Origin of the sequence: Mesorhizobium sp. ISC25, assembly GCF_042295465.1 — a bacterium.
In the GTDB taxonomy this organism is placed as follows: Bacteria; Pseudomonadota; Alphaproteobacteria; order Rhizobiales; family Rhizobiaceae; genus Mesorhizobium.
Genome location: NZ_CP135441.1, coordinates 490576 through 512670, shown reverse-complemented (window position 1 = coordinate 512670; position 22095 = coordinate 490576). Strand labels below are relative to the sequence as shown.

At 62.1% G+C, this 22095-nt stretch carries 21 protein-coding genes; 4 read left to right on the top strand and 17 right to left on the bottom strand.

Going from position 1 to position 22095, the window contains the following annotated elements:
* Complete coding sequence (locus RQ479_RS02585) at window positions 1–735, top strand: glutathione S-transferase family protein (RefSeq protein ID WP_376704001.1); 735 nt, start codon at window positions 1–3, stop codon at window positions 733–735.
* Here the strand turns inward: RQ479_RS02585 and RQ479_RS02580 are convergent.
* Together RQ479_RS02580 and RQ479_RS02575 are read right to left on the bottom strand one after the other, a co-directional pair.
* The gene (locus RQ479_RS02580) at window positions 683–946 is read right to left on the bottom strand and encodes a hypothetical protein (RefSeq protein ID WP_376704000.1); all 264 of its coding nucleotides are present in this window, start codon (window positions 944–946) and stop codon (window positions 683–685) included. The two genes, RQ479_RS02585 and RQ479_RS02580, sit on opposite strands and share 53 nt — an antisense overlap.
* Window positions 947–993: 47 nt before the next feature.
* A complete protein-coding gene (locus RQ479_RS02575) occupies window positions 994–1404 on the bottom strand; it encodes a helix-turn-helix domain-containing protein (RefSeq protein ID WP_352466906.1) in 411 nt (136 codons plus the stop codon).
* 136 nt (window positions 1405–1540) lie between these two features.
* On the opposite strand from RQ479_RS02575, the gene RQ479_RS02570 reads away from it, so the two are divergent.
* Entirely contained in the window at window positions 1541–2431 is an 891-nt protein-coding gene (locus RQ479_RS02570; RefSeq protein WP_376703999.1) for an SDR family oxidoreductase, read from the top strand.
* A 41-nt stretch (window positions 2432–2472) separates the two neighbouring features.
* On the opposite strand, the gene RQ479_RS02565 is transcribed toward RQ479_RS02570, so the two are convergent.
* From RQ479_RS02565 to RQ479_RS02555, 3 genes are all read right to left on the bottom strand, one after another.
* Window positions 2473–4392 carry a potassium transporter Kup gene (locus RQ479_RS02565; RefSeq protein ID WP_352718958.1) on the bottom strand — a complete coding sequence of 640 codons (1920 nt, stop codon included), beginning with the start codon at window positions 4390–4392 and terminating at the stop codon, window positions 2473–2475.
* A gap of 157 nt (window positions 4393–4549) precedes the next feature.
* Window positions 4550–6463, bottom strand: coding sequence for a potassium transporter Kup (locus RQ479_RS02560; RefSeq protein ID WP_376703998.1), 1914 nt, complete (start codon window positions 6461–6463; stop codon window positions 4550–4552).
* Between the two features lie 99 nt (window positions 6464–6562).
* Window positions 6563–7303, bottom strand: a complete 741-nt coding sequence (locus tag RQ479_RS02555; RefSeq protein ID WP_376703997.1) for a pyridoxine 5'-phosphate synthase — start codon at window positions 7301–7303, stop codon at window positions 6563–6565.
* 114 nt (window positions 7304–7417) lie between these two features.
* Here RQ479_RS02555 and RQ479_RS02550 point away from each other — a divergent pair, with 114 nt between their 5' ends.
* Window positions 7418–7822, top strand: a complete 405-nt coding sequence (locus RQ479_RS02550) for an STAS/SEC14 domain-containing protein (protein ID WP_376703996.1) — start codon at window positions 7418–7420, stop codon at window positions 7820–7822.
* Between the two features lie 10 nt (window positions 7823–7832).
* Here the strand turns inward: RQ479_RS02550 and RQ479_RS02545 are convergent, their stop codons facing one another.
* From RQ479_RS02545 to RQ479_RS02490, 12 genes are all read right to left on the bottom strand, one after another.
* Window positions 7833–8960: an ATP-dependent RecD-like DNA helicase gene (locus tag RQ479_RS02545; RefSeq protein ID WP_352456559.1), complete on the bottom strand. Its 1128-nt coding sequence runs from the start codon at window positions 8958–8960 to the stop codon at window positions 7833–7835.
* Window positions 8961–9107: 147 nt separating this feature from the next.
* Window positions 9108–9440, bottom strand: a complete 333-nt coding sequence (locus tag RQ479_RS02540; RefSeq protein ID WP_376705851.1) for a nitrile hydratase accessory protein — start codon at window positions 9438–9440, stop codon at window positions 9108–9110.
* A gap of 19 nt (window positions 9441–9459) precedes the next feature.
* Window positions 9460–10119, bottom strand: coding sequence for a nitrile hydratase subunit beta (gene nthB, locus RQ479_RS02535; RefSeq protein WP_376703995.1), 660 nt, complete (start codon window positions 10117–10119; stop codon window positions 9460–9462).
* Window positions 10116–10721, bottom strand: a complete 606-nt coding sequence (gene nthA, locus RQ479_RS02530) for a nitrile hydratase subunit alpha (protein ID WP_376703994.1) — start codon at window positions 10719–10721, stop codon at window positions 10116–10118. Before nthA ends, nthB begins: the two co-directional genes overlap by 4 nt.
* A 56-nt stretch (window positions 10722–10777) precedes the next feature.
* On the bottom strand, window positions 10778–13936 hold the full coding sequence (locus RQ479_RS02525; RefSeq protein WP_376703993.1) for an efflux RND transporter permease subunit: 3159 nt from the start codon (window positions 13934–13936) through the stop codon (window positions 10778–10780).
* Window positions 13933–15183 carry an efflux RND transporter periplasmic adaptor subunit gene (locus RQ479_RS02520; protein ID WP_376703992.1) on the bottom strand — a complete coding sequence of 417 codons (1251 nt, stop codon included), beginning with the start codon at window positions 15181–15183 and terminating at the stop codon, window positions 13933–13935. The genes RQ479_RS02525 and RQ479_RS02520 overlap by 4 nt, the downstream gene beginning before the upstream one ends.
* A 168-nt stretch (window positions 15184–15351) precedes the next feature.
* Entirely contained in the window at window positions 15352–15948 is a 597-nt protein-coding gene (locus RQ479_RS02515) for a LysE family translocator (RefSeq protein ID WP_376703991.1), read from the bottom strand.
* Between the two features lie 60 nt (window positions 15949–16008).
* Window positions 16009–16581, bottom strand: a complete 573-nt coding sequence (gene ilvN, locus RQ479_RS02510; RefSeq protein WP_023676680.1) for an acetolactate synthase small subunit — start codon at window positions 16579–16581, stop codon at window positions 16009–16011.
* A 66-nt stretch (window positions 16582–16647) separates the two neighbouring features.
* Complete coding sequence (locus tag RQ479_RS02505; RefSeq protein ID WP_376705850.1) at window positions 16648–18399, bottom strand: acetolactate synthase 3 large subunit; 1752 nt, start codon at window positions 18397–18399, stop codon at window positions 16648–16650.
* Window positions 18400–18675: 276 nt separating this feature from the next.
* Window positions 18676–19200, bottom strand: coding sequence for a GNAT family N-acetyltransferase (locus RQ479_RS02500; protein ID WP_352516818.1), 525 nt, complete (start codon window positions 19198–19200; stop codon window positions 18676–18678).
* A 22-nt stretch (window positions 19201–19222) separates the two neighbouring features.
* Window positions 19223–19534: a hypothetical protein gene (locus RQ479_RS02495; RefSeq protein ID WP_376703989.1), complete on the bottom strand. Its 312-nt coding sequence runs from the start codon at window positions 19532–19534 to the stop codon at window positions 19223–19225.
* Window position 19535: 1 nt separating this feature from the next.
* Window positions 19536–20102, bottom strand: coding sequence for an XRE family transcriptional regulator (locus RQ479_RS02490; protein WP_352466920.1), 567 nt, complete (start codon window positions 20100–20102; stop codon window positions 19536–19538).
* A gap of 151 nt (window positions 20103–20253) precedes the next feature.
* On the opposite strand from RQ479_RS02490, the gene RQ479_RS02485 reads away from it, so the two are divergent.
* On the top strand, window positions 20254–22083 hold the full coding sequence (locus tag RQ479_RS02485; RefSeq protein ID WP_376703988.1) for an ATP-binding protein: 1830 nt from the start codon (window positions 20254–20256) through the stop codon (window positions 22081–22083).
* Window positions 22084–22095 lie beyond the last annotated feature (12 nt).

Here is a 22095-nt window from a genome sequence, read left to right as displayed (position 1 = left end):
ATGACCGACAAGCTCATCCTCGTCAGCCACCATCTTTGTCCCTATGTGCAGCGCGCGGCGATTTCACTTCGCGAAAAGGACGTGCCGTTCGAGCGCATCGCCGTCGATCTCGCCAACAAGCCTGCCTGGTTCAAGGCGATATCGCCGCTCGCCAAGGTGCCGCTGCTCCGCGTTGAGCATGACGGCCAGGAAACGGTGATCTTCGAATCGCTCGTCATCCTCGAATTCCTCGAGGAAACCCAACCCAATCCGCTGCATCCCACCGATCCCTATGCCCGTGCCCTGCATCGCGCCTGGATCGAGTTCGGCTCGGCCATCCTCAACGCCATCGGCCGCTTCTATTCGGCGCCTGCGGAAGCCGCGTTGCTCGCTGAAAGCGAGACGCTATCGGCAATGTTCGATCGCCTGGAAGTGGAACTGGCGAATGGCGCGGCCGGGCCATGGTTCGCCGGCGAGCGTTTTTCACTGGTCGATGCGGTCTACGGGCCGATTTTCCGCTATTTCGACGTCTTCGACGTCTTCGACCGGATCGGCGATTTCGGCATGCTGGACGGAAAGCCGCATGTCGAGGCCTGGCGCGAGGCATTGCACGAACGCTCATCCGTAAAGGACGCGGTCGCTCCCGACTATGCGCAGCGCCTCCATGCGTTCTTGCGGGCGAAGGGTTCGCATCTTTCGGAAATCATCCGCCAAAACGATTCAGCCACCGCGCTTCCGCAAGCCCGATCGGCTTGAATGGATTGATCACCGTTCCTGCCATCATCGAGGCAAGGATATTCGTTTCCGGCGGAATTCTTGCCACTGTCGCCACCAGCCTGTCGCGAACGCAGGTCTCCAGCGCAGTATCGATACGGTCCGTTCCTATGAGCGCGTAACTGATCGCCGCGCCGGCAATCGCGATATCCAGAGAATTGCCCATCTGCCCGACCCAACCCAGGCCGGACAATCCTTCAGCGCTGTCGCTAAATCAAGCCGCCGTCTCGGCCTTGAGGCTCAGCCCTCGGCAGCATCAAAAACCTTCCGCGCCTCGCGCACAGCGCCGTGATTGAGCTCGGCCCATTGGATCAGCTGATGCAAGGGTCCAAACATCGAGCGCCCGAGATCGGTGAGGCTGTATTCGACGCTCGGCGGTTTGGTCGGAAACACCTGGCGATGCACATAGCCGTCGCGCTGCAGATCGTGCAGCGTCTGGGTGAGCATGCGCTGTGAAATATCGGGCACGAGGCGCCGCAACTCGCCAAAGCGGTACGGCTTCTCGGCCAAGGCCTCCATCAGCAGCGAACTCCATTTATTGCTTATGCCCTGGATCACGTCGCGAACCGGGCAATCCGCAAGGTTTCCGCCACCGCTGCCTGCTTTATATATCTCGAGCTTCGATCTCAGATTGACGATCTTGCCGTCCATGGCTGGTTCCCCGGGTGTGCCTACCTCCCGCAAAACTGCCTTCTTTACGAGGATGGGTCAATTCCTATTTTAGTGCTGGTCTCTTTTTGAGACTAACATATGAACCCGCCGCTCCGGCGCAACGTCAGGACCTTTCATGACCGACACCCTTCTTGTCACCGGCGCCTCCGGCCAGCTTGGCCGCGGCGTCATCAATCATCTGCTTGAAACGCTCAAGGTCTCCCCTCAGCGCATCATCGCCGCTACCCGCAATCCGGAAAATCTGGCCGATCTGGCAGCCCGAGGCGTCACCATCAGGACGGCCGACTTCGACGACACAGCATCGCTGGCCAGTGCGTTTACCGGCGCCGACAGGGTTCTGATCATTTCGACGAACGAGCTTGCCCTTCCGGGCAAGCGCCTGAACCAACATGAGGCCGCGGTCGCCGCCGCAAAAAGCGCCGGCGTTTCGCATCTGCTCTACACATCGATGCCCAATCCGGAGCCAGGATCGCCGGTACTGTTTGCGCCCGATCACCACGGCACCGAGCAGGCGATCAAGGCAAGCGGTATCCCCTACACCATCTTCCGCAACGGCTGGTATCAGGAGAACCTGTTCATGGCGCTGCCGCACGCCATCGCCTCGGGGCAGTGGTACACGTCCGCTGGAGACGGCCGCATTGCCCATGGCGCGCGCGACGATATGGCAGCCGCGATCGCCGCCGGTCTCGCTTCGAGCGCAACCGAAAGCACGACATACACGCTGACCGGCCCCAAGGCCCACACGATGGCCGAGATTGCAGCCCTCGTCACCGAGGTCACCGGCAAGCCGATCGAAGTTGTCCAGCTTACGGATGAAGCGCTGACCGAGGGATTGAAGGCAGCCGGCGTTCCCGAGGCTTTCGCCCCCGTTATCGTTTCCTTCGACACCAACACCCGCTCCGGTCGCATCAGCATGGTAACCGACGCGGTCGAGACGCTGTCCGGCAGGAAGCCGCAGCCGCTGAAGCAATTTCTTGAAGCAAACAAGGCGGCTCTGGTGAGCTGAGCCTCACTATGGCCGTGCCCTCAAAGGGCGCGGCCATTTGTTCAGATAGCCACCTGCGTCCCGATCTCGACGACGCGTCCGGTCGGGATCTGGAAATATTCCGTTGCGTCGGCCGCCGTGCGCGCCAGCCCGATGAACAGCTTGTCTTGCCAGACTGGCATGCCGGAATTGGGCGAGGCCTTGAGCGAACGCCGCGACAGGAAGAAGGACGTTGTCATGATGTCGAACTTCCAGCCCTGCTTGCGGCAGATCGCCAGCGCACGCGGGATGTTGGGCTGCTCCATGTAGCCGAAGGTCAGCGTCACCCGCATGAACAGCTCGTTGACCGTCTCCATCTTGACGCGCTCGCTGTCGGGCACAACCGGCTGCGGTGCCGTCACCACCGAAAGGATGACGTTCTGCTCGTGCAGCACCTTGTAGTGCTTCAGGCTGTGCATCAGCGCCGTCGGCGCGCTCAGCGGATCGCTGGTCAGGAACACTGCGGTGCCCGACACCAAATGCGGCTTCTTCTTCAGCAGATTGCCGGCAAGGAAATCGAGCGGGATCTCGTTCCGGCGGGTCTTTTCGAACAAATAGCGGGTGCCGCGGATCCAAGTCCACATGGTCAGCACAATAACTGCGGCAATGGCAAGCGAGGACCAGCCCCCTTCAAACACCTTGACTATGTTGGCGGCAAAGAAGCCGGTATCGACGAATGCGAACACCGCCATCAAGGCGACCGCGACGCCGAGCGGCCATTTCCAGATGCGCGTCATTACAACAAAAAGCAGTATGTTCGTCACCAGCATGTTGCCGGTCACCGAAATACCGTAGGCCGAGGCCAGGCGGCTGGATTCGCCGAAGCCGACCACCAGCAGCATCACGACCAGCGCCAGCATCAGGTTGATGCGCGGCAGATAGATCTGGCCCGACTGTTTTTCCGACGTGTGCTGGATGACGAAACGCGGCAGCATATTGAGCTGCACCGCCTGCCTGGTCAGCGAGAAAGCGCCGGAGATCACTGCCTGGCTGGCGATGACGGTCGCCGCCGTCGCCAGCACGACCATCGGAATAAGCGTCCAGCCCTGGTTCATCTCGAAGAAGGGATGACCGACAACGCCGCCATTTGCCAGCACGAAGGCGCCTTGCCCGACATAATTGAGCAACAGACAAGGGAACACGATTGCGAGCCAGGCGAGCACGATCGGCTTGCGGCCGAAATGGCCGAGATCGGCATAGAGCGCCTCGGCGCCGGTGACGGCGAGGAAGACCGCACCAACCGTGACGAAGGCGACATCGGGCGAATTGACTAGGAACGACACGATGTAATGCGGGCTGATCGCCAGCAGGATTTCCGGATCGGCGATGATGTGGTTAATGCCGGAAACGCCGATGGCCAGGAACCATAGCGCCGTGACTGGTCCGAACACCAATCCTACGCCGCCGGTGCCAAACCGCTGTACCGCAAACACGATCGCCAGGATGGCCAGTGTCAGCGGCACCACATAGGGCTGGAATGTCGGCGTGACGACATTCATACCTTCGACCGCCGACAGCACCGAGATCGCCGGCGTAATGACTGCATCGCCGAAAAAAAGCGCCGCGCCGACGATGCCGATGCCGAGGATCACCGCCGAGCGCGTCGGGAAACTGTTGCGCGCCAGCGCCATCAGCGACAGGACCCCGCCCTCGCCTCGATTGTCGGCACGGAGCACGAACATGATGTATTTGATGGTGACGGTGATCGTCAGGGACCAGATGATCAGCGAGAGTACGCCGAGGATGTCGCCACGGTTGGCGACGTTGCCACCGGCCGATGCGTGCAACGCCTCTCGGAATGCATAGATCGGGCTGGTGCCGATATCGCCGTAAACCACGCCGAGCGCACCTAGCATCAGCACCTTGGTACTGTGCTGCTCGACCTCAGAATGGCTCGATTGTTCGACAGGTTCTGCCTCGTTACCAGCATTGGTAAGGGCCATGGACGACACTCCGATAAGCGGGCGGTGCTCTACGCTTGCTGCGCTGCAATATCAAGTGCCGTCACGTAATGGCTCCGTCCCGATATTGCGAGTCCTCCACGACTTGGCAGACTCAGTCCCATCGGCAGACCACCTGGAATGTCGCAACGGACACGTTTTAAATAGCCACCTGCGTCCCGATCTCGACGACGCGTCCGGTCGGGATCTGGAAATATTCCGTTGCGTCGGCCGCCGTGCGCGCCAGCCCGATGAACAGCTTGTCTTGCCAGACCGGCATGCCGGAATTGGGCGAGGCCTTGAGCGAACGCCGCGACAGGAAGAAGGACGTTGTCATGATGTCGAACTTCCAGCCCTGCTTGCGGCAGATCGCCAGCGCACGCGGGATGTTGGGCTGCTCCATGTAGCCGAAGGTCAGCGTCACCCGCATGAACAGCTCGTTGACCGTCTCCATCTTGACGCGCTCGCTGTCGGGCACAACCGGCTGCGGTGCCGTCACCACCGAAAGGATGACGTTCTGCTCGTGCAGCACCTTGTAGTGCTTCAGGCTGTGCATCAGCGCGGTCGGCGCGCTCAGCGGATCGCTGGTCAGGAACACCGCGGTGCCCGACACCAGATACGGCTTCTTCTTCAGCAGATTGCCGGCAAGGAAATCCAGCGGGATCTCGTTCCGGCGCGTCTTGTCGAACAAATAGCGGGTGCCGCGGATCCATGTGGACATGATCAACCCCATGCCGCAAGCGACCGTGATCGACACCCACCCGCCTTCGAGTATCTTGACGACGTTTGCGAGGAAAAATCCGGTATCGATCGTGCCAAACAGCAGTGCGAGCGCGGCTGCCAGTGCAAGCTGCCATTTCCACCGGAACCGCATCACCACAAACAGCAGGATGGTTGTCATCAGCATTTCGCCAGTCACCGAAATGCCATAAGCGGAAGCCAGCGAACTCGAACTGCCAAAGCCGACCACCAGCAGCATCACGCCGAGCGCGACCACCAGATTGACCCGCGGCATGTAGATCTGGCCGGATTGCATCTCGGAAGTATGCTGCACCTCGATGCGCGGCAGCAGATTGAGCTGCACCGCCTGACGGGTCAGCGAGAAAGCTCCGGAGATCACCGCCTGGCTGGCGATCACCGTCGCTGCCGTCGCAAGGCCAACCATGGGCATCAGGGCCCAATCGGGCAGCATCTGAAAGAATGGATTGGTGGGTTTGCCGCCGTTGGCCAGAACGAACGCGCCTTGTCCGAAATAGTTGAGGAGCAAACAAGGGAACACGACGGAGAACCATGCCAGCACGATCGGCCTGCGCCCGAAATGACCGAGATCGACATAGAGGGCCTCGGCCCCGGTGACCGCCAGGAACACCGCCCCGACCGTGACGAAGGCGCCGGTGGGCGTATTGGCCAGATAAGCGACGGCGTAATAGGGATTGATCGCCAGCAGGACCGACGGGTCGTCCAGCAGATGATAGACCCCGGCAGCGCCGATGGCCAGGAACCACGTTGCCGTCACCGGCCCGAACACGGCCGCCACCCTGCTGGTGCCAAAGCGTTGCACGGCAAAAAGCATTGCAAGGATGATCAGCGTGATCGGAACCACAAAGGTCTCCAGCGTCGGGGTCACCACTTCCAGCCCTTCAACCGCCGAAAGCACGGAGATGGCCGGCGTTATGATGGCGTCGCCGAAAAAAAGCGCCGCACCGCAAAGTCCGATCCCCAGAATGAACCGGGCTCCCTTTGGATAAGCGTTGCGTGCAAGCGCCATCAGCGACAGCGTGCCGCCCTCACCCTTGTTGTCTGCTCTGAGCACGAAAGCGACGTACTTTATCGTGACGATGATCGTCAGCGCCCAAACGATAAGCGACAGCACGCCAAGGACGTCGTTGCGCGCTACCGGTCCCGACGATGCGTGCAGCGCTTCCCGAAACGCGTAGATTGGGCTCGTGCCGATATCGCCGTAAACCACGCCCAACGCGCCCAGCATCAAAACTCTGGTGCTGTGCTGCTCGGCCTTGGAGTGGCTGGATTGCTCGATGGGTTCTGCCTCGCTACCAGCGTTGGCAAGGGCCATGGACGACACTCCCATAGACGTGCGGTGCTCTATGTTGCGGGGAATGGAAAGGACGCGCTGCCATGCCGGGAAACGCACGGCCTATCGGCTCGCCTCTCTCTACCAGCCACAAGCCTTCAGAAACCGCCTGACCGTTGCGGCCATGCCATACTCCAACGCATCGGCTGTCAACCCGTGTCCGATCGACACTTCGGCCAATGCCGGGATGCGCCTGGCCAGTGCCGGCAAATTGCTCACCACAAGGTCGTGCCCGGCATTGACCTCGAGCCCTGCAGCCAGTGCGGCATCCGCCGTCTTTCCCAATTTCTCCAATTCCTTCGCCGCTTTTGCCGAATCGGAATGATAGCTGCCATATGGACCCGTATAGAGTTCGATCCGATCGGCGCCGGTGTCGCGAGCGGCTTTCACGCCAGCGGGATCCGGATCGGAAAACAGCGACACGCGAAAGCCTCCCTTCTTCAGGCGCTTGACGACCGGTGTCAGGAACGCAGCCTCGGCGGCGAAGTTCCAGCCATGGTCGGAAGTCGCCTGCGCCGGGTCGTCGGGCACCAGCGTCACCTGCTCGGGCTGATGCTTTTCCACAAGCGCCAGAAAATCCTCGGTCGGATAGCCCTCGATGTTGAATTCCGCATTCGGGAACTCGTCATCGATCAGCGCCCTGATCTCAGGCAGGTCGGAATGCCTGGTGTGCCGCTCGTCCGGTCGCGGGTGCACCGTCAGCCCGTGCGCGCCGGCGGCAAGGGCGATGCGTCCGAGCCCTGTCACGCTTGGCCACGGCAGGTCGCGCCGGTTGCGCAGCATGGCGATTGCATTGAGGTTGACGGAAAGCTTTGCAGGCATTTGCACGGTTCCAGCTTGATCTCGGCGCGCATCTATACCGTCTTTAGGGGGAACAGACAGAGGGTTTCAGGTGTTCCAAGGGGAACGAAGAAATCGAGCGCAAGGAGTTCCCTGTTGAATTTTCTCGACGACGTGCCGGCGGTGCGCCGCATCGACACCGATCGCGAAGATCTCTTCGCCATCGATGTCGTCGGCCACGTCACCGCGGCTGACGCCGAAAACCTGTTCGGATTGCTGGAGGCAGCCTACGCGCTGCACCCGAAAATCGACGTGCTGGTGCGCCTGATCGATCATGAGGGTGTCGACTGGACCGACGTATCGGACGAGACGATCGAACAGGGCATAGCTCACGCGGTGGAGCATATCAGCCGCTGCGCAGCGGTCGGTGAGCCGAACTGGATAGCGGAGGCAAGAGCCTTCTTGCCCGCCTCTTTGCCTATCGAACTCTGTCATTTCGAGACCAAGGACGAAGCCGCCGCCTGGGAATGGCTCGGCGCCAGACCGACCGCCCAGCGCTGAGACGGCCGCCCTATCGGACGATCGTCAGCCGTTCGGCCGCGCGCGTGATGGCGGTGTAGAGCCAACGCTGCCGGGTTTCCTTGAACGCCCAGCTTTCGTCGAAAAGCACGATCTCGTTCCACTGCGATCCCTGCGCCTTGTGCACGGTCAGCGCATAGCCATAGTCGAAATCATCGAAGCGCTTCTTCTGCTGCCAGGGAATGTCGGCGTCCGGGTCTTCGAATGCCGCCTTGAGCAGCTTGATCTTGGCGACGCCGCGATCCGGGTCGTCTTCCTCCGGCGAAACCAGCAGATTGATACCGGGCTTGACCGTCTCGCGCGACGAGGTCATCACCTTCCACAGCGAGCCGTTGAGCAGTCCCTTGGCCGGGTCGTTGCGCAGGCAGACCAGCTTGTCGCCGGCTTGCGGATAATCGGCATTGAATCCTTTCAGCTCGCGCAGCCGCTGGTTATAGCGACGGCGCGTGCGATTGGTGCCAACCAGCACCTGGTCCGCCTTCAGCACCAGTTCCTGGGTGACGTCTTCCTTGCCGATCACTTGCGCCGCGCCATAGTCGCCGCGCATGAACTCGCGGCCCTCGCGCACGTCGAGCGCCAGCCGGATGATCGGGTTGTCGCGCGCCTGGCGATGGATTTCGGTGAGCAGAATGTCGGGCTCGTGGTCGGTGAAGAAGCCGCCGCCGGAGATTGGCGGCAACTGGCCGGGATCGCCGAGCACCAGGATCGGCGTGCCGAAGCTCATCAGGTCACGGCCGAGTTGCTCGTCGACCATTGAGCATTCGTCGATGACGACGAGCTTGGCCCGCGAGATCGGGCTCTGCCGGTTAAGCGAAAATGTCGGCGACATCGATGTCTTGCCGGTCACCTCGTCCGCTACCGATTCCTCGCCTTTCGGCCGGTAGATCAGCGAATGGATGGTGCGGGCATTGACCGCGCCCTTGGAACGCAGCACCTGCGCCGCCTTGCCGGTAAAGGCGGCGAACTGCACCTGGCCGTCGACATGCTCGGCGAAATAGCGCGCCAGCGTCGTCTTGCCGGTGCCGGCATAGCCGAACAGCCGGAACAGCTGCGGCTTGCCGGTTTTCAGCCAGCCGGCCACCGCCTTCAGCGCCTCGTCCTGTTGAGGAGAGAATTCCATCAGCGCGACAGACCGGATTCGCGAGGGAAAGACAAGGTGACTGCCGTCACCAGCAATTTCATCGCCGGCAATCACGCCGCTGCGACAGGGTCAGGCTATCAGTGACGAGCCGGAACGTAAAGAGAACAACGCCAGGCGACCGCAGCTTTACCCGGCCCGCTGTGGATCGTTCTCCAGCAGGATCGGCTTGCCATGCGGCGTAGCATGCGCGGCGCGTTCCCAGGCAGCGGCGATGGCGTCCACATCGGTCTTCGCAGCCAGACCTTTCGAAGCAAGCAGTTTTTCCAGTGCCGCCAGCCAGTGCTCGTAATAATCATGACCGTCGCTCGCGGCGCCTGGCCGCTTCACCTCTGCCGACAAAGCATCCGCCCATTCGCTCCATGAAAACAGCCCGTTATCATGCAGTGCCACCGTCATGGCAAAGGCCTCTGCTTGCCACGGCTCGGCGAAAACCGGCGCCTCGACACCGGCGGGCAGCATGGCGGCGACTGACCCCGTCTCATGCCGGCTCAAGGTAGCTCTCCCAGGCATCGATCGACACGACAAGTGTCGGGTCGGCGCCCTCGCCCCAGATTTCGTCGCCGGTGAAGGCCACTGTGTAGACCCATTGCGGGTTTTCAACCTGGCCGTGCGCATTGGTGTCGGGAAAGACAAAGGCGTCGCGCACGGCGTCGATAACGCCTTGCTTGTCGCGGGCATAGCGCGGCAGCCTGGTGTGGCCGGTCGGATGAAAGTTCTTGGTTCGCACCAGGTCGCCGGCCTTGAACCGCCGCGGGGCGGCGACAGGCCGGTCGCAAGGCCCGCCCTTGGCCAGCACCCTCGGAACATCTGCGGCTTTCAGCACCCGTTTGGGTGTCGCTGCCGGGTCGACTGCGTCGCCCGCGGCCAGATCGCGGTCGCTGACGAAACCATGGCGTTTGAGCAGCACCTCCAGCGCCTTGATCCAGATTTCGTAATAACTCGACGCATAGTAGTCGGCCGGGCGCAGCGATTCCCGCGCATGCCGGCTCTCATCAATGTTCCAGGCGCCCATGCCGCCAGCGGTGAGCGTCACGCCAAGCGCCCGCCTTTCCCAATTGGCATGGAAATAGGGTTCGTCCTTCTCGGGCGCGACCGGCCCGAAACCCATCTGGCCGCCGAGATCCTGCGGCCCGTTCATGCCGGCTCCCGCGCCAGCGCCGTGCCGATCATGGCATCGCGCGTCACCAGATCGGCGAGCCGTCCCTCATCCCAGCCCTCCGTACCCCTGGGCCGCATCGGCACGACGAGATAGCGCAGCTCGGCGGTCGAATCCCACACCCGGATTGTCGTCGTCGCCGGCAAGGTCAGCCCGAATTCCTCGAGCACGCCGCGCGGATCGATCACCGCGCGCGAACGGTAGGGCGGCGCCTTGTACCAGACCGGCGGCAGGCCGAGCACCGACCACGGATAGCAGGAGCATAGCGTGCAGACGACGAGGTTGTGCGTGTCGGCCGTGTTGAACACCGCCTGCATGTGCTCGCCTTGCCGGCCGGTGTAGCCGAGCGATTCGATGGCCGCCGTTGCATCACGCTTCAGCCATGCTGCAAACGCGGGATCAACCCAGGCCTTCGCCACCACCTTTGCGCCGTTGCGCGGCCCGATCTTGGTCTCGTAGGTGTCGACGATGACATCGATCGCCGCCGGATCGATCAGGCCTTTGCGGGTGAGAATCGTCTCCAGTGCGCGCACCCGCGCCGCAAAAGGATCAAGCTCGTTGTCGTGGTCGTGATTATGCGACATGGCGTCAAATTACGATCGCGGACACCCGGCCGCAAGCACCACGGCTTGGGCCAGCTCTATTCGGCTGCCGCCTTCTGCGGCACCGGTTCTTCCTCGTCGTCGAACAGTGACGGCTGGTCGACCGCCTCGACCGGGCTCGGCTCGCCCCGGCGCACCGCCCACAACCTGACCAGCCAGCCGGAAAAATGCTCCATGTAGACGTAGATGACGGGCGTGACGAACAGCGTCAGTGCCTGCGAGGCGACAAGACCGCCGACCACCGCCACGCCGAGAGGCTGGCGCAGTTCCGCGCTGGCGCCGGTACCGAGCGCGATCGGGATGGTGCCCATCAGCGCCGCAAGCGTGGTCATCATGATCGGCCGGAAGCGCATCAGGCAGGCCTTGTGGATGGATTCGACAGGCGACATCCCCTCGCGCCTAAGCTCGAGCGCCACGTCGATCATCATGATGCCGTTCTTCTTGACGATGCCGATCAGCATCAGGATGCCGATCACCGCGATCACCGACAAATCCATTCCCGCCAGCCGCAGTGCCACCAGCGCACCGAGCACCGCCGACGGAAGCCCGGTCAGGATAGTGAGCGGGTGGATGAAGCTCTCATAGAGCATGCCGAGAACGATATAGATGGTCAGGATCGCGCCGCCGATCAGCAGCCCCTGGTTGGAAAGCGAATCCTGGAAGGTCTTCGCCGTGCCCGAGAAAGTGGTCGAGATCGTCGGCGGCATGCCGATCTTTTCCTTCAGCGCATTGATGTGGCTCACGCTGTCGCCAAGGGCTACGCCCTGCGGCAGATTGTAGGAGATGGTCACAGCCGGAAGCTGGCCGAGCTGATTGACGGTCAGGGTACCGGCGGTCCGATCGACACGCGCGAAGGCGCCAAGCGGCACCAGGCTGCCGCTCGCCGTTCTCACCTTGATCGCCAGCATCCGTTCGGGCGACCACTCGATCTTCGGGTCGAGCTCCATGACCACTTTATAGCTGTCGGCCGAACCGAAGATGGTCGACACCTGCTGGGTGCCGAAACCGCCATAGAGGCTGGAACGCAACGTGTCGGTATCGACGCCAAGCGTCGATGCCTTGTCGCGGTCGATCACCAGCGTCGCCTGCAACGCGTTGTTCTGCAGATCATTGGTGACGTCGGTGAAGGCGCCATGATCGGCAGCCATCGCGTCCGTCAACTTTTGCGCCCAGACATTCGTCAGGCCGGTATCGAGGCCCTGCACGGCAAGCTGATAGGCACTCGCCGAAGAGCGCGCACCGAGCCGCAGGTTCTGCACCGGCTGCATGTAGGTTTCGATGCCGGGCACATTGGCAAGCTGGCGCCGCAGATCCGAAAGCACCTTGTCGATGTTCGGTCGCTGGCCCTTGTCCTTCAGCTGCACAAACAGCTGGCCCTGGTTGAGCGCATTGTTTCCACTGCCCGCCGACCAGCCGACATGCGCGACGTAGGGCGAGCGGGTGAAGACATCCGCCACTTGCCCCTGCAGCTTCACCATGGCGTCGAACGAAATATCCTGACGCGCGATGGTCGTAACCGAGACCTGGCCGATATCCTCCTGTGGGAAAAAGCCCTTCGGCGAGATCTGGATCAGCCAGACCGACAGCCCGGCGGTCACGAGGAAGATAAGGAAAACCAGGAAATTGTGGCGCAGGCAGAATGTCAGCAGCCAGTCATAGCCCCGCATGAAAACGTTTTGCCTATGGTCCTCGCCATGCGCCGCCTTCTGCTCGGCTTTCGATAACGACAACAGCCGCGAGCACAGCATCGGCGTCAACGTCAGCGAGACAAACATCGACGCCAGGATGGCGACCGTCACCACCACCGCGAATTCGTTGAAGATGCGCCCGATCACGCCGCCCATCAAAAGCACCGGAATGAACACGGCGACCAGCGAGATCGAGATCGAGATGATGGTGAAGCCGATTTCGCGGGCGCCCTTGAGCGACGCCTCCATTGCCGAGAGCCCATCCTCCTCCATATGGCGGAAAATGTTTTCGAGCATGACGATTGCATCGTCGACGACAAGGCCGACCGCCAGCGTCAGCCCCATCAATGAGACGTTGTCGATGGAAAACCCGAAGAGGTACATCACACCCAGCGTGGCGATGAGCGAAATCGGCACCGCCACTGCCGGGATGACCGTCGCCGTCACCCGGCGCAGGAACAGGAAGATCACCATCACCACGAGCGCGATGGTGAGCAGCAGCGTGAACTGCACGTCGTCGACCGCCTCGCGGATCGACGTCGAGCGGTCGTTGAGCAACTGGATGCTCGCCGTCGCCGGCATCTGACCCTCGAAGGAAGGCAGCATCGCCTTGACGCGGTCGACGACATCGACGGTGTTGGCATCCGGCTGACGCTGCACCGCCATGATGATGGCGCGGGTGCCGTCGTACCAGCTTGCCGTCGTCGTGGTCTCGACCGAATCGATGACGCGGGTCACCTCGCCGAGCCGCACCGGATGGCCGTTCTTGGTGGCGATGATGATGTTGGAGAACCCCGCCGCATTGGTGAGCTGCGTGTTCGCGGTGATTGTCAGCTGCTGTTTGTTGTTCTTGAGCACACCGAGCGGCGTGTTGCTGTTGGCCGAGGCAATGGCCGTCTGCAGCTGGTCGATCGAAATGCCGCGTGCGGCGAGCGCCGTCGGATCGATCTGGACGCGCACGGCATATTTCTGCTGGCCGTAGATCGAAACCTGCGCAACGCCGTCGATCGTCGACAGCGAAGGCGAAATCACATTCTCGGCAAACGCATTGAGATCGGTCAGCGGAATGGTGTCGCTGACAAGCGACATCAGCAGGATCGGCGCGTCGGCTGGATTGACCTTGCGGTAGCTCGGCGGGCTGGTCATCTCCGGCGGCAATTGTCGCTGCGTGCGTGCGATCGCCGCCTGCACGTCGGCGGCGGCTGCATCGATGTCGCGGTTGAGCACGAACTGAATGGCGATCGAGGTCGAGCCGAGCGAGTTGGTCGTCGAGATCGAATCGATACCTGCGATAGTGGAAAACTGCTTGATCAGAGGCGTTGCTACCGAGGTCGCCATGGTTTCCGGCGAGGCACCAGGCAGCGAGGCCGAGACGTTGACAACCGGAAATTCCGCGCTTGGCAGCGCCGCGACCGGCAGGAATTTGTAAGCAAATAGCCCGCCCAGAACCAGGGCGAACGACATGAGCAGCGTGGCGACGGGCCTGCGGATGCAGAATTCGGAAATCATGGCTGTGTTCCGCCGGTCCGGTCAGCCTCGGCAACCTTCGGAGCCGCCTGATCGCCGGTGCCGGTCGAAGCCTTGCCTTCGCGCACCGCCGCGCCGTTTTTCAGCTTGGTCTGGCCCTCGACGACGACACGCTCGCCGCTTTTCAATCCTTGGCTGATCGCGGTGTTGGCACCTTCTGTCAGCGCGACTTGCACGGGCCGCATTTCCACTGTGTTGTCCGGCTTGATCACATAGACGAACGGGCCCTTCTGGCTGGGCTGGACGGCGACCGTCGGAACGGACGTCATTTGTGGCATGATGCCGGCATCGAGCACGACGTTGACATATTGGCCCGGCCACAGCGAAAGATCGGCGTTGGGCACGCTGGCTCGCGTTGCGATCGTGCCGGACGCCGTGTCTACGCTGGAATCGACGAAATCCAGCGTTCCCTTGCCGATCGGCTTCGGGTCGCCATCCTTGGTCAGCGTTACCGCACCTTGCTGCGGCGCTGCCAGCGCCTTGTGCAGCAAGGCAAGATCGCTTTCCGGAAGATTGAAGTTCACCTGCAGCGGGTCGACCTGCGTGATCGTCACCAGCGGAGTCGACGTGCTGCTGCCGTTGCTGGTGGTGACGAGGTCGCCGACCGCGACGCTGACCGCGCCAAGCCTGCCGGAGATCGGCGCCCTGATTGTGGCGAAGCCAAGCTGGATTTGGTCTGCATCGATCGTTGCCTTGTCGGCGTCGACGGTGGCCGCGGCGGATTTCTGCGCCGCGACAGCCTGATCGTAGGTCTGCTGTGTCCCGGCCTGCCTGGCGACGAGATTTTTGGCGCGCTGAAGATCGGCCGTTGCGCTGGCAAGCAGCGCCTGGTCTTTCGCGAGCGTCGCCTGATCGCGTGTCAGTTGCGCCTTCAACGAGCGATCGTCCAGCGAGAACAGAAGGTCTCCGGCCTTCACCATCTGTCCGTCGTTGACCGCGATTGCAACGATCTGGCTCGAGACCCGTGCGTTGATGCTGACCACGGCAGGAGAGGACACGAAGCCGATGGCATAGCGCCGGACCGGGAAATCGGCCGTCGAAGCGGTGGCGGCAACCACCGAAGTCGAACGCGCGGCATTTGCCGCTGCAGCGGGTTTGTCCGCGGCCGCCGTCGTCTGCTTCACCGACAGAATCTGCTGAAGACCGCTCATTGCGCTGGGCGAAAGATAGAGCCACGCCGCGGCAACGCAGGCTGCAGCGATCACCGCAAATACGATCTTTCCGCGCATCGACAAAAGGCCTCTCGATCCGACACGCCGCTATCCAGTGGCTGCAGTCTAGCTCAACTCGCAGCCTCTTGCCGCGCTTTTGCCAGATAATAGAGGATGCCGAAGGCGAAAAAGGGCCAAAACCCGTCATTACGAAGATTTAATGTGCAGTGCACAATAAAACGGCAGCTAACGCAGCATCGGCCACAGCGTCGCCGCAAGCATCACGCCCATGGCGATGTTGAACCATTTGAGCCGCACCGCATCCGCCAGAAAACCGCGCAGCGCCATGCCGAAACCGGCCCAGGTCGAAATGCTCGGCAGCATGACGACGGCGAAAGCGGCCGCGATCAGCACCACCGACACAAACGGGCGTTCCGGGTTCGTATAGACGGCCATGGCTGTAATCGCCATCACCCAAGCCTTGGGATTGACCCACTGGAAAGCCGCAGCCTCGATGAAGCGCATCGGCTGGCCCTTCGCGTCGCCTTCGCCGCCGAGCGAGCGCGACACGGCGATCTTCCAGGCGAGATAAAGCAGGTAGAGGCCGCCGGCGATCTTCAACCCGGTATGCAGCACCGGAAAGGCCGTCAATACGGCGCCAAGCCCGAAGCCTACCGCAAGCAACAGCACGAGGAAGCCCATGCTGATGCCCAGCATGTGTGGCACGGTCTTGACCAAGCCGAAATTCACCCCCGAGGCCAGAAGCATGAAGTTGTTCGGGCCCGGTGTGATCGAGGTCACGAAGGCATAGACCAGCAAGGCGAAGAATGCATCGAATGTCATGCCGTTCCCCTAATCAATGCGATCGGTGGCAAAGCGATGAGATAGAGCCAAGCTGGATGATCACATCCCTTGCGGGCCGCGGTTCATCGCCGCCACTCCGGTACGGCAGATTTCAACTAGCCCGAGCGGTTTCATGATGGCGATGAACTGATCGAGCTTGGAGCCCTTGCCGGTGATCTCGAAGATGAAATGCTCGGTGTTGGCATCGATGACGCTGGCGCGGAATGCATCGGCGAGCCGGAGCGCCTCGACGCGGGCTTCACCGGTGCCGGCGACCTTGACCAGCGCGAGTTCCCGCTCCAGTGGCCGCTCCTGTCCGAATTCCTGCGACCGCACGGTGAGATCGACGACGCGGTGCACCGGCACGATGCGCTCGAGCTGGTGCTTGATCTGCTCCAGCACATGCGGGGTGCCGCGCGTCACGATGGTGATGCGCGACAGATGCTTTTCGTGCTCGGTTTCCGAGACCGTCAGGCTCTCGATGTTGTAGCCGCGTCCGGAAAACAGGCCGATGACCCGGGCAAGCACGCCCGGCTCGTTGTCGACCAGGACCGAAAGCGTGTGGTTCTCTGGTTTTTCCGTCTCCTTGGCTATGAAATAGGCGGAGCCGGTCGGTTGCAACTGTGCGTTCATGACATGAATCTCGGTTTCAAACTTTTGCGCTAATCTGCTGTTTTCGCACAGCTTCCTTGAACCAGGCTACACCAGTTCCCTGCCCTTGGCGTCGATAGCGTTGGCCACAGCTTCGTCCGTCGCCTCGTCCGGCAACAGCATCTCGTTATGCGCCTTGCCGGACGGGATCATCGGGAAGCAGTTGGCGAGCGTCGCCACGCGGCAGTCGAACAGGACGGGCTTCTTGACCCCGATCATCTCCTTGATGGCATCATCGAGCTCGTCCGGCTTGTCGCAGCGAATGCCGTGGCCGCCATAGGCTTCGGCGAGCTTGACGAAATCCGGCATCGCCTCGGTGTAGGAATGCGACAACCGGTTGCCGTGCAGCAGCTGCTGCCATTGCCGCACCATGCCCATATACTGGTTGTTGAGGATGAAGATCTTGATTGGCGCCTCGTGCTGCACCGCCGCGCTCATCTCCTGCATCGTCATCTGCACCGAAGCGTCGCCGGCGATATCGATGACCAGCGCATCCGGGTGCGCGATTTGCACGCCGAGTGCCGCCGGCAGGCCGTAGCCCATCGTGCCCAGCCCACCGGAGGTCATCCAGCGGTTCGGCTTCTCGAAGTGGTAGTGCTGCGCCGCCCACATCTGATGCTGGCCGACCTCGGTGGTGATGTAGGTGTCGAGGTCCTTGGTCAGCGCATAGAGCCGCTGGACGGCATATTGCGGCATGATCACCTCGTGGTTCATCTTGTAGGCGAGCGAATCGCGGGCGCGCCATTTGGCAATCTGCTCCCACCACGGGTGAAGCGTTTTCTTGTCGGCCTTGGCGGTTGCCCGCCACAGCCGCACCAGATCTTCCAGGACGCGACCGACATCGCCGATGATCGGCACGTCGGTATGGACGTTCTTGTTGATCGACGACGGGTCGATGTCGATGTGGATCTTCTTCGAATTCGGCGAAAACGCCGTCAGCCGCCCGGTGATGCGGTCGTCGAAGCGCGCGCCGATGCAGAGCATGACGTCACAATCGTGCATCGCCATGTTCGCTTCATAGGTGCCGTGCATGCCGAGCATGCCCATCCAGTTCTTGCCCGACGCCGGATAGGCGCCAAGGCCCATCAGCGTCGAGGTGATCGGAAAGCCGGTCAGGTCGACCAACTCGCGCAGCAGATGGCTCGCCTCCGGGCCGGAATTGATGACGCCGCCGCCCGAATAGATGATCGGCTTCCTGGCGCCGGCCATCAGCTCGACCGCCGCCTTGATCTTTTCCAGATCGCCCTGGACCTTCGGTTGGTAGCTGGTGCGCGGCGCCGTCTGCGGCGGGACATAGATACCCTTGGCGAACTGCACGTCCTTCGGAATGTCGACCACGACCGGACCGGGGCGCCCTGTGGTTGCCACATGGAAGGCCTCGTGGATCGTTGCCGCGAGCTCGTTGACGTCCTTCACCAGCCAGTTGTGCTTGGTGCAGGGCCGCGTGATGCCGACCGTGTCGCACTCCTGGAACGCATCCGAGCCGATCAGCGAAGTCGGCACCTGGCCGGTCAGGCAGACCAGCGGGATCGAATCCATCAGCGCGTCCTGCAATGGCGTCACCGCATTTGTCGCGCCCGGCCCTGAGGTCACCAGCATGACGCCGGCTTTGCCGGTGGAGCGCGCATAGCCTTCCGCCGCGTGGCCCGCGCCCTGCTCGTGGCGAACGAGGATGTGCTCGACCTCGTCCTGCTGGAAGATTTCATCGTAGATTGGCAGAACCGCGCCGCCCGGATAGCCGAAAACATGCTTGACGCCGTTGTCCTTCAGCGCCTGCACCACCATTTCGGCGCCAGTCATTTCGGTTCTTGGCATTTCGCGCCGCTCATTCTGTCCACTGCTCATCGGTCTGGTCCCGTACTGTTCGCCATCGGGCGATTGCTGGTCGTTTAGTCGTGTTTCGGGCAATAAAAAAGGCCCCCGAGGGAGCCTGTGTCTTGCGCATGGGAGGTCATCGCCTGGCGGTTACACCGCCTTGCCCACGCGCTTTCCTACGAGAATGAGTGCCTTTTTCATGGTGGCGGACAATAGAATTGGTTTGACGCCGCTGTCAACGGCGAATGTGCACGGGCCGGATCAGGCTGAACCGATGCGTTTCCAGTAGATGAGGGTGCCTGTCAGCCCGCCATGCGGCTTCAGCGCATAATCCGGTATTTCGCCGGCCAGCGCGAAGCCGAGCTTTTCATAGAGGCCGGAAGCCCCCTCCTCTTTTGCAGTATCCAGGACCAACAGCGTGCGGCCTTTCTCCACGGCAACAGCTTCCGCCTCCTCCATCAGGCGGGTTGCGATGCCCTTGCCGCGATAATCGAGGCGGGTCATCAGCTTGGCGATCTCGGCCCGGTGCGGCTGGTTGGGAGGGCAGTCGAGCAGCAAGGTGACGGTGCCGACCAGAGCCTCGCGGTTCCAGGCAGCCAGCACCACCCTTTCGCCTCTGGCGGCCGCCTGAAGCGACTTGCTCCAGAAGGCTGCGGCTATCTCCGGCGCCAGCGGATGCATAAAGCTGACCGAGCCGCCGGCGGCGACTGTCCCGATCAGCAAATCGACCAGCATTTTTTGCGTTCCGTCAGTATTGCTGAGTGGCCTGATTTCGATCGAACTCATGTGGTTTCCCCTTCGCCGCCCGTCAGTCGAAATGACTGGATCGCTTCCGCTTCCTGGCCCGGCGGATTTCCGCGATGCGCTCGGCGTCTTCCTCTTGCAGATGTCGCCCGCGTTCCAGCAGTTCGAGCGTGTATTCCTCGTAGGTCAGGCCCAGCCGCTCGGCCTTGTCCAGCCGCATCAGCATGATCTCGCGGCTCGGCACTTTCCATGCCTGGGCATGGGCGGTCCGCCAGGCAAGAAAGATATAGGGGTCGCCCTTGCCCCAGGGCGGACCGTCATAGTCGTCGAGCGGCGGACCACCATTGTCGGAGCGTTTCGGACGGCGCGCCTTCACCTCAGCTCCTGGCCAACGCAACCAGATAGTCGGCGGCGTCCGGCCCCGGAGCGTGGAAGACGCAATCGGATGGCGCGCCGAGCGCCAGGCAGTCGCCGGGTTCGAGCCTGTGAACGATGTCGCCCTCGGTGAATTCCAGCCGCCCGGAGATCAGCCAGATCTGTTGCCTGATGAAGGCATAGGACGCCGCCGGGAAACTTACCTTGGCGCCCGCCGGCAGTTGGACCCGGATCAGTTCGAGCGGCATATCCGAAACCGGCGAAAGGTGCCGCCGCACATAACCCGTAGCCGGATCGCGCCAGACCGGCTGGTCACGTTCGCGAAGCAGACCGCCGCCCTGCAATTCCGCCCTTGCGATCAAAGTGGAAAGCGTCATGCCGAAAGCGGCCGCAATGCGCACAAGAAGTGCCGCCGTCGGGCTCGTCATGCCGCGCTCTACCGTGCTCAGCATGGCTTTCGAGACATCGGACCGCTCCGCCAATTCCGCCAGGGACCAGCTGCGAGCCACCCTTTCGGCGTGTATCCTTCTGCCGATAGTCGAGGATATATCGTTCGCTATATCATCCATTGATCCAATATAGCGAAATTCCGCGCTCGAGCAACGGCCGTTTCGTCCAGTTTTCGCAAACTCCTTAATGTCCGTTAAACCATCCGGCCTCATCCCACCTTAACCCCGTTCGCCTAGGCTCATCGCTTGGGAAAAGGGGACCGGCCTGTCCATGCTCGTTGAACGCGAAGCCTCCATTGGAGAACCGTCTTTGCTGGAGCGCCGCAGGGCGGAGCAGAACGACAAGCGGATTCTGGGCAATGTCGTGCAATGCGATGGCGCGCGCGCCACCATCAGCGCTTATGCCGACGATATCGAAGGCACGGTCACCGGCCTGTGGAGCGTCGGCAAGATGATCTCGATCAATCTCGGTACATCACGAACCGTCGGCCTGGTCTACGAAATCGGCAAGTCGGATCGTGCCTGGAGCAGCGAGGGCCAGAATCCGATCGAGGTCAGCATCGAATTGATCGGCGAGGTGCGCGATGGTGCCGAACCCGGCGCAAAGCCGGTCTTCGACCGTGGCATCACGACCTATCCGCATATCGGCGCCATTGCCCATCGTATCCGCAGCCGCGATCTGCAGGCCGTCTACGATCTCGCCGGTCGTGATTCGATCACCATCGGCACGCTGTCGCAGGACGAGGCCATCGACGCCAATATCGCCATCGACGATACGCTGGCGCGGCATTTCGCCATTGTCGGCACCACCGGGGTCGGCAAATCGACTGCCGTGTCGCTGCTCTTGCGCAAGTCGATCGCCGCCCGGCCAGACCTGCGCGTGCTCATCCTCGATCCACACAACGAGTTCGCCGCGTCGTTGCCCGAATATTGCGTCAGGGTCGATTCGACGACCCTCGACCTGCCCTTCTGGATGTTCAAGCTCGAAGAATTTGCCGAGGTGCTGTTTCGCGGCCGCGAGACGGTCCCGGAAGAGGTCGACGCCTTACGCGATCTCATTCCCGCGGCCAAGAACCTCTACCGCAATCCGAACTCCGGCAACTACCTACGGCGCAGCACCGACGCGCTGACCGCCGACGCGCCGATGCCCTATCGCATTGCCGACCTCATCAAGCTGGTCGACGAGCGCATGGGATTGCTGGAAAGCAAGAACGATCGCCCGACCCTCAGGTCACTGAAGACACGTATCGAATCGGCAGCATCCGATCCGCGCTACCGGTTCATGTTCAACTCACGCCTGATCGAGGACACTATCCACGAGACGATCGGCAACATCTTCCGCGTGCCGCATCACGGCCGCCCGGTGACCTGCTTCGAAATGGCCGGCATGCCATCCGAGGTGGTCAATTCCGTATGCTCGGTGCTGGCGCGGCTGGCCTTCGACCTGGCGTTGTGGAGCGAAGGCCGCCTGCGGCTGCTCTTCCTGTGCGAGGAAGCGCATCGCTATATGCCGGCCGATCCGCGCCTCGGTTTCGCGCCGACGCGGCACGCGCTGTCGCGCATCGCCAAGGAAGGCCGTAAATATGGCTGCTATCTCGGTGTCGTCACCCAGCGCCCTGGCGAGCTCGACCCGACCATCCTGTCGCAGTGCTCGACGTTCTTTGCCATGCGGCTCGCCAACGAGCAGGACCAGGCGATCATCCGGTCGGCGATCGCCGATTCCTCGGCTTCGACGCTGGCGTTCCTATCTTCCATGGGCCAGCGCGAGGCTATCGCCTTTGGGGAAGGCGTGGCGACGACGATGCGGATGAAGTTTGAAAAGCTCTCCGAGGATTTGATCCCCGGCACGGCCAAGCGCGAGGACGCCTTGCCGTCCGAAACCGGCAACGAAGTCGACCTCGTGGCGATCGTCGAACGGCTGCGCAATGTGCCTAGACCGCAACAGGCAATGGCGTTCGCGGAAGTCGTCGATCCGGGCCGGCAGGCCGGCGATTCGGACTATCGCAAACCGCCGGCCGCACGCACCCAGCGGAACGACGATTTCGACTTACGCTACGGCCTCAAGCCGGCGACCTTCGGGCTACGCCCGCAAAACGAATAAGTCGGGCGACTT

What these genes read in the sequence shown, in the direction of transcription:
- RQ479_RS02545 (WP_352456559.1), bottom strand. Translation starts at nt 8,960, where the DNA reads ATGGAATTCTCTCCTCAACAGGACGAGGCGCTGAAGGCGGTGGCCGGC.
- RQ479_RS02525 (WP_376703993.1), bottom strand. Translation starts at nt 13,936, where the DNA reads ATGATTTCCGAATTCTGCATCCGCAGGCCCGTCGCCACGCTGCTCATG.
- RQ479_RS02485 (WP_376703988.1), top strand. Translation starts at nt 20,254, where the DNA reads ATGCTCGTTGAACGCGAAGCCTCCATTGGAGAACCGTCTTTGCTGGAG.
- RQ479_RS02490 (WP_352466920.1), bottom strand. Translation starts at nt 20,102, where the DNA reads ATGGATGATATAGCGAACGATATATCCTCGACTATCGGCAGAAGGATA.
- RQ479_RS02585 (WP_376704001.1), top strand. Translation starts at nt 1, where the DNA reads ATGACCGACAAGCTCATCCTCGTCAGCCACCATCTTTGTCCCTATGTG.
- RQ479_RS02565 (WP_352718958.1), bottom strand. Translation starts at nt 4,392, where the DNA reads ATGGCCCTTACCAATGCTGGTAACGAGGCAGAACCTGTCGAACAATCG.
- ilvN (WP_023676680.1), bottom strand. Translation starts at nt 16,581, where the DNA reads ATGAACGCACAGTTGCAACCGACCGGCTCCGCCTATTTCATAGCCAAG.
- RQ479_RS02500 (WP_352516818.1), bottom strand. Translation starts at nt 19,200, where the DNA reads ATGAGTTCGATCGAAATCAGGCCACTCAGCAATACTGACGGAACGCAA.
- RQ479_RS02560 (WP_376703998.1), bottom strand. Translation starts at nt 6,463, where the DNA reads ATGGCCCTTGCCAACGCTGGTAGCGAGGCAGAACCCATCGAGCAATCC.
- RQ479_RS02520 (WP_376703992.1), bottom strand. Translation starts at nt 15,183, where the DNA reads ATGCGCGGAAAGATCGTATTTGCGGTGATCGCTGCAGCCTGCGTTGCC.
- RQ479_RS02515 (WP_376703991.1), bottom strand. Translation starts at nt 15,948, where the DNA reads ATGACATTCGATGCATTCTTCGCCTTGCTGGTCTATGCCTTCGTGACC.
- RQ479_RS02570 (WP_376703999.1), top strand. Translation starts at nt 1,541, where the DNA reads ATGACCGACACCCTTCTTGTCACCGGCGCCTCCGGCCAGCTTGGCCGC.
- RQ479_RS02575 (WP_352466906.1), bottom strand. Translation starts at nt 1,404, where the DNA reads ATGGACGGCAAGATCGTCAATCTGAGATCGAAGCTCGAGATATATAAA.
- nthB (WP_376703995.1), bottom strand. Translation starts at nt 10,119, where the DNA reads ATGAACGGGCCGCAGGATCTCGGCGGCCAGATGGGTTTCGGGCCGGTC.
- RQ479_RS02555 (WP_376703997.1), bottom strand. Translation starts at nt 7,303, where the DNA reads ATGCCTGCAAAGCTTTCCGTCAACCTCAATGCAATCGCCATGCTGCGC.
- RQ479_RS02540 (WP_376705851.1), bottom strand. Translation starts at nt 9,440, where the DNA reads ATGCTGCCCGCCGGTGTCGAGGCGCCGGTTTTCGCCGAGCCGTGGCAA.
- nthA (WP_376703994.1), bottom strand. Translation starts at nt 10,721, where the DNA reads ATGTCGCATAATCACGACCACGACAACGAGCTTGATCCTTTTGCGGCG.
- RQ479_RS02505 (WP_376705850.1), bottom strand. Translation starts at nt 18,399, where the DNA reads ATGACTGGCGCCGAAATGGTGGTGCAGGCGCTGAAGGACAACGGCGTC.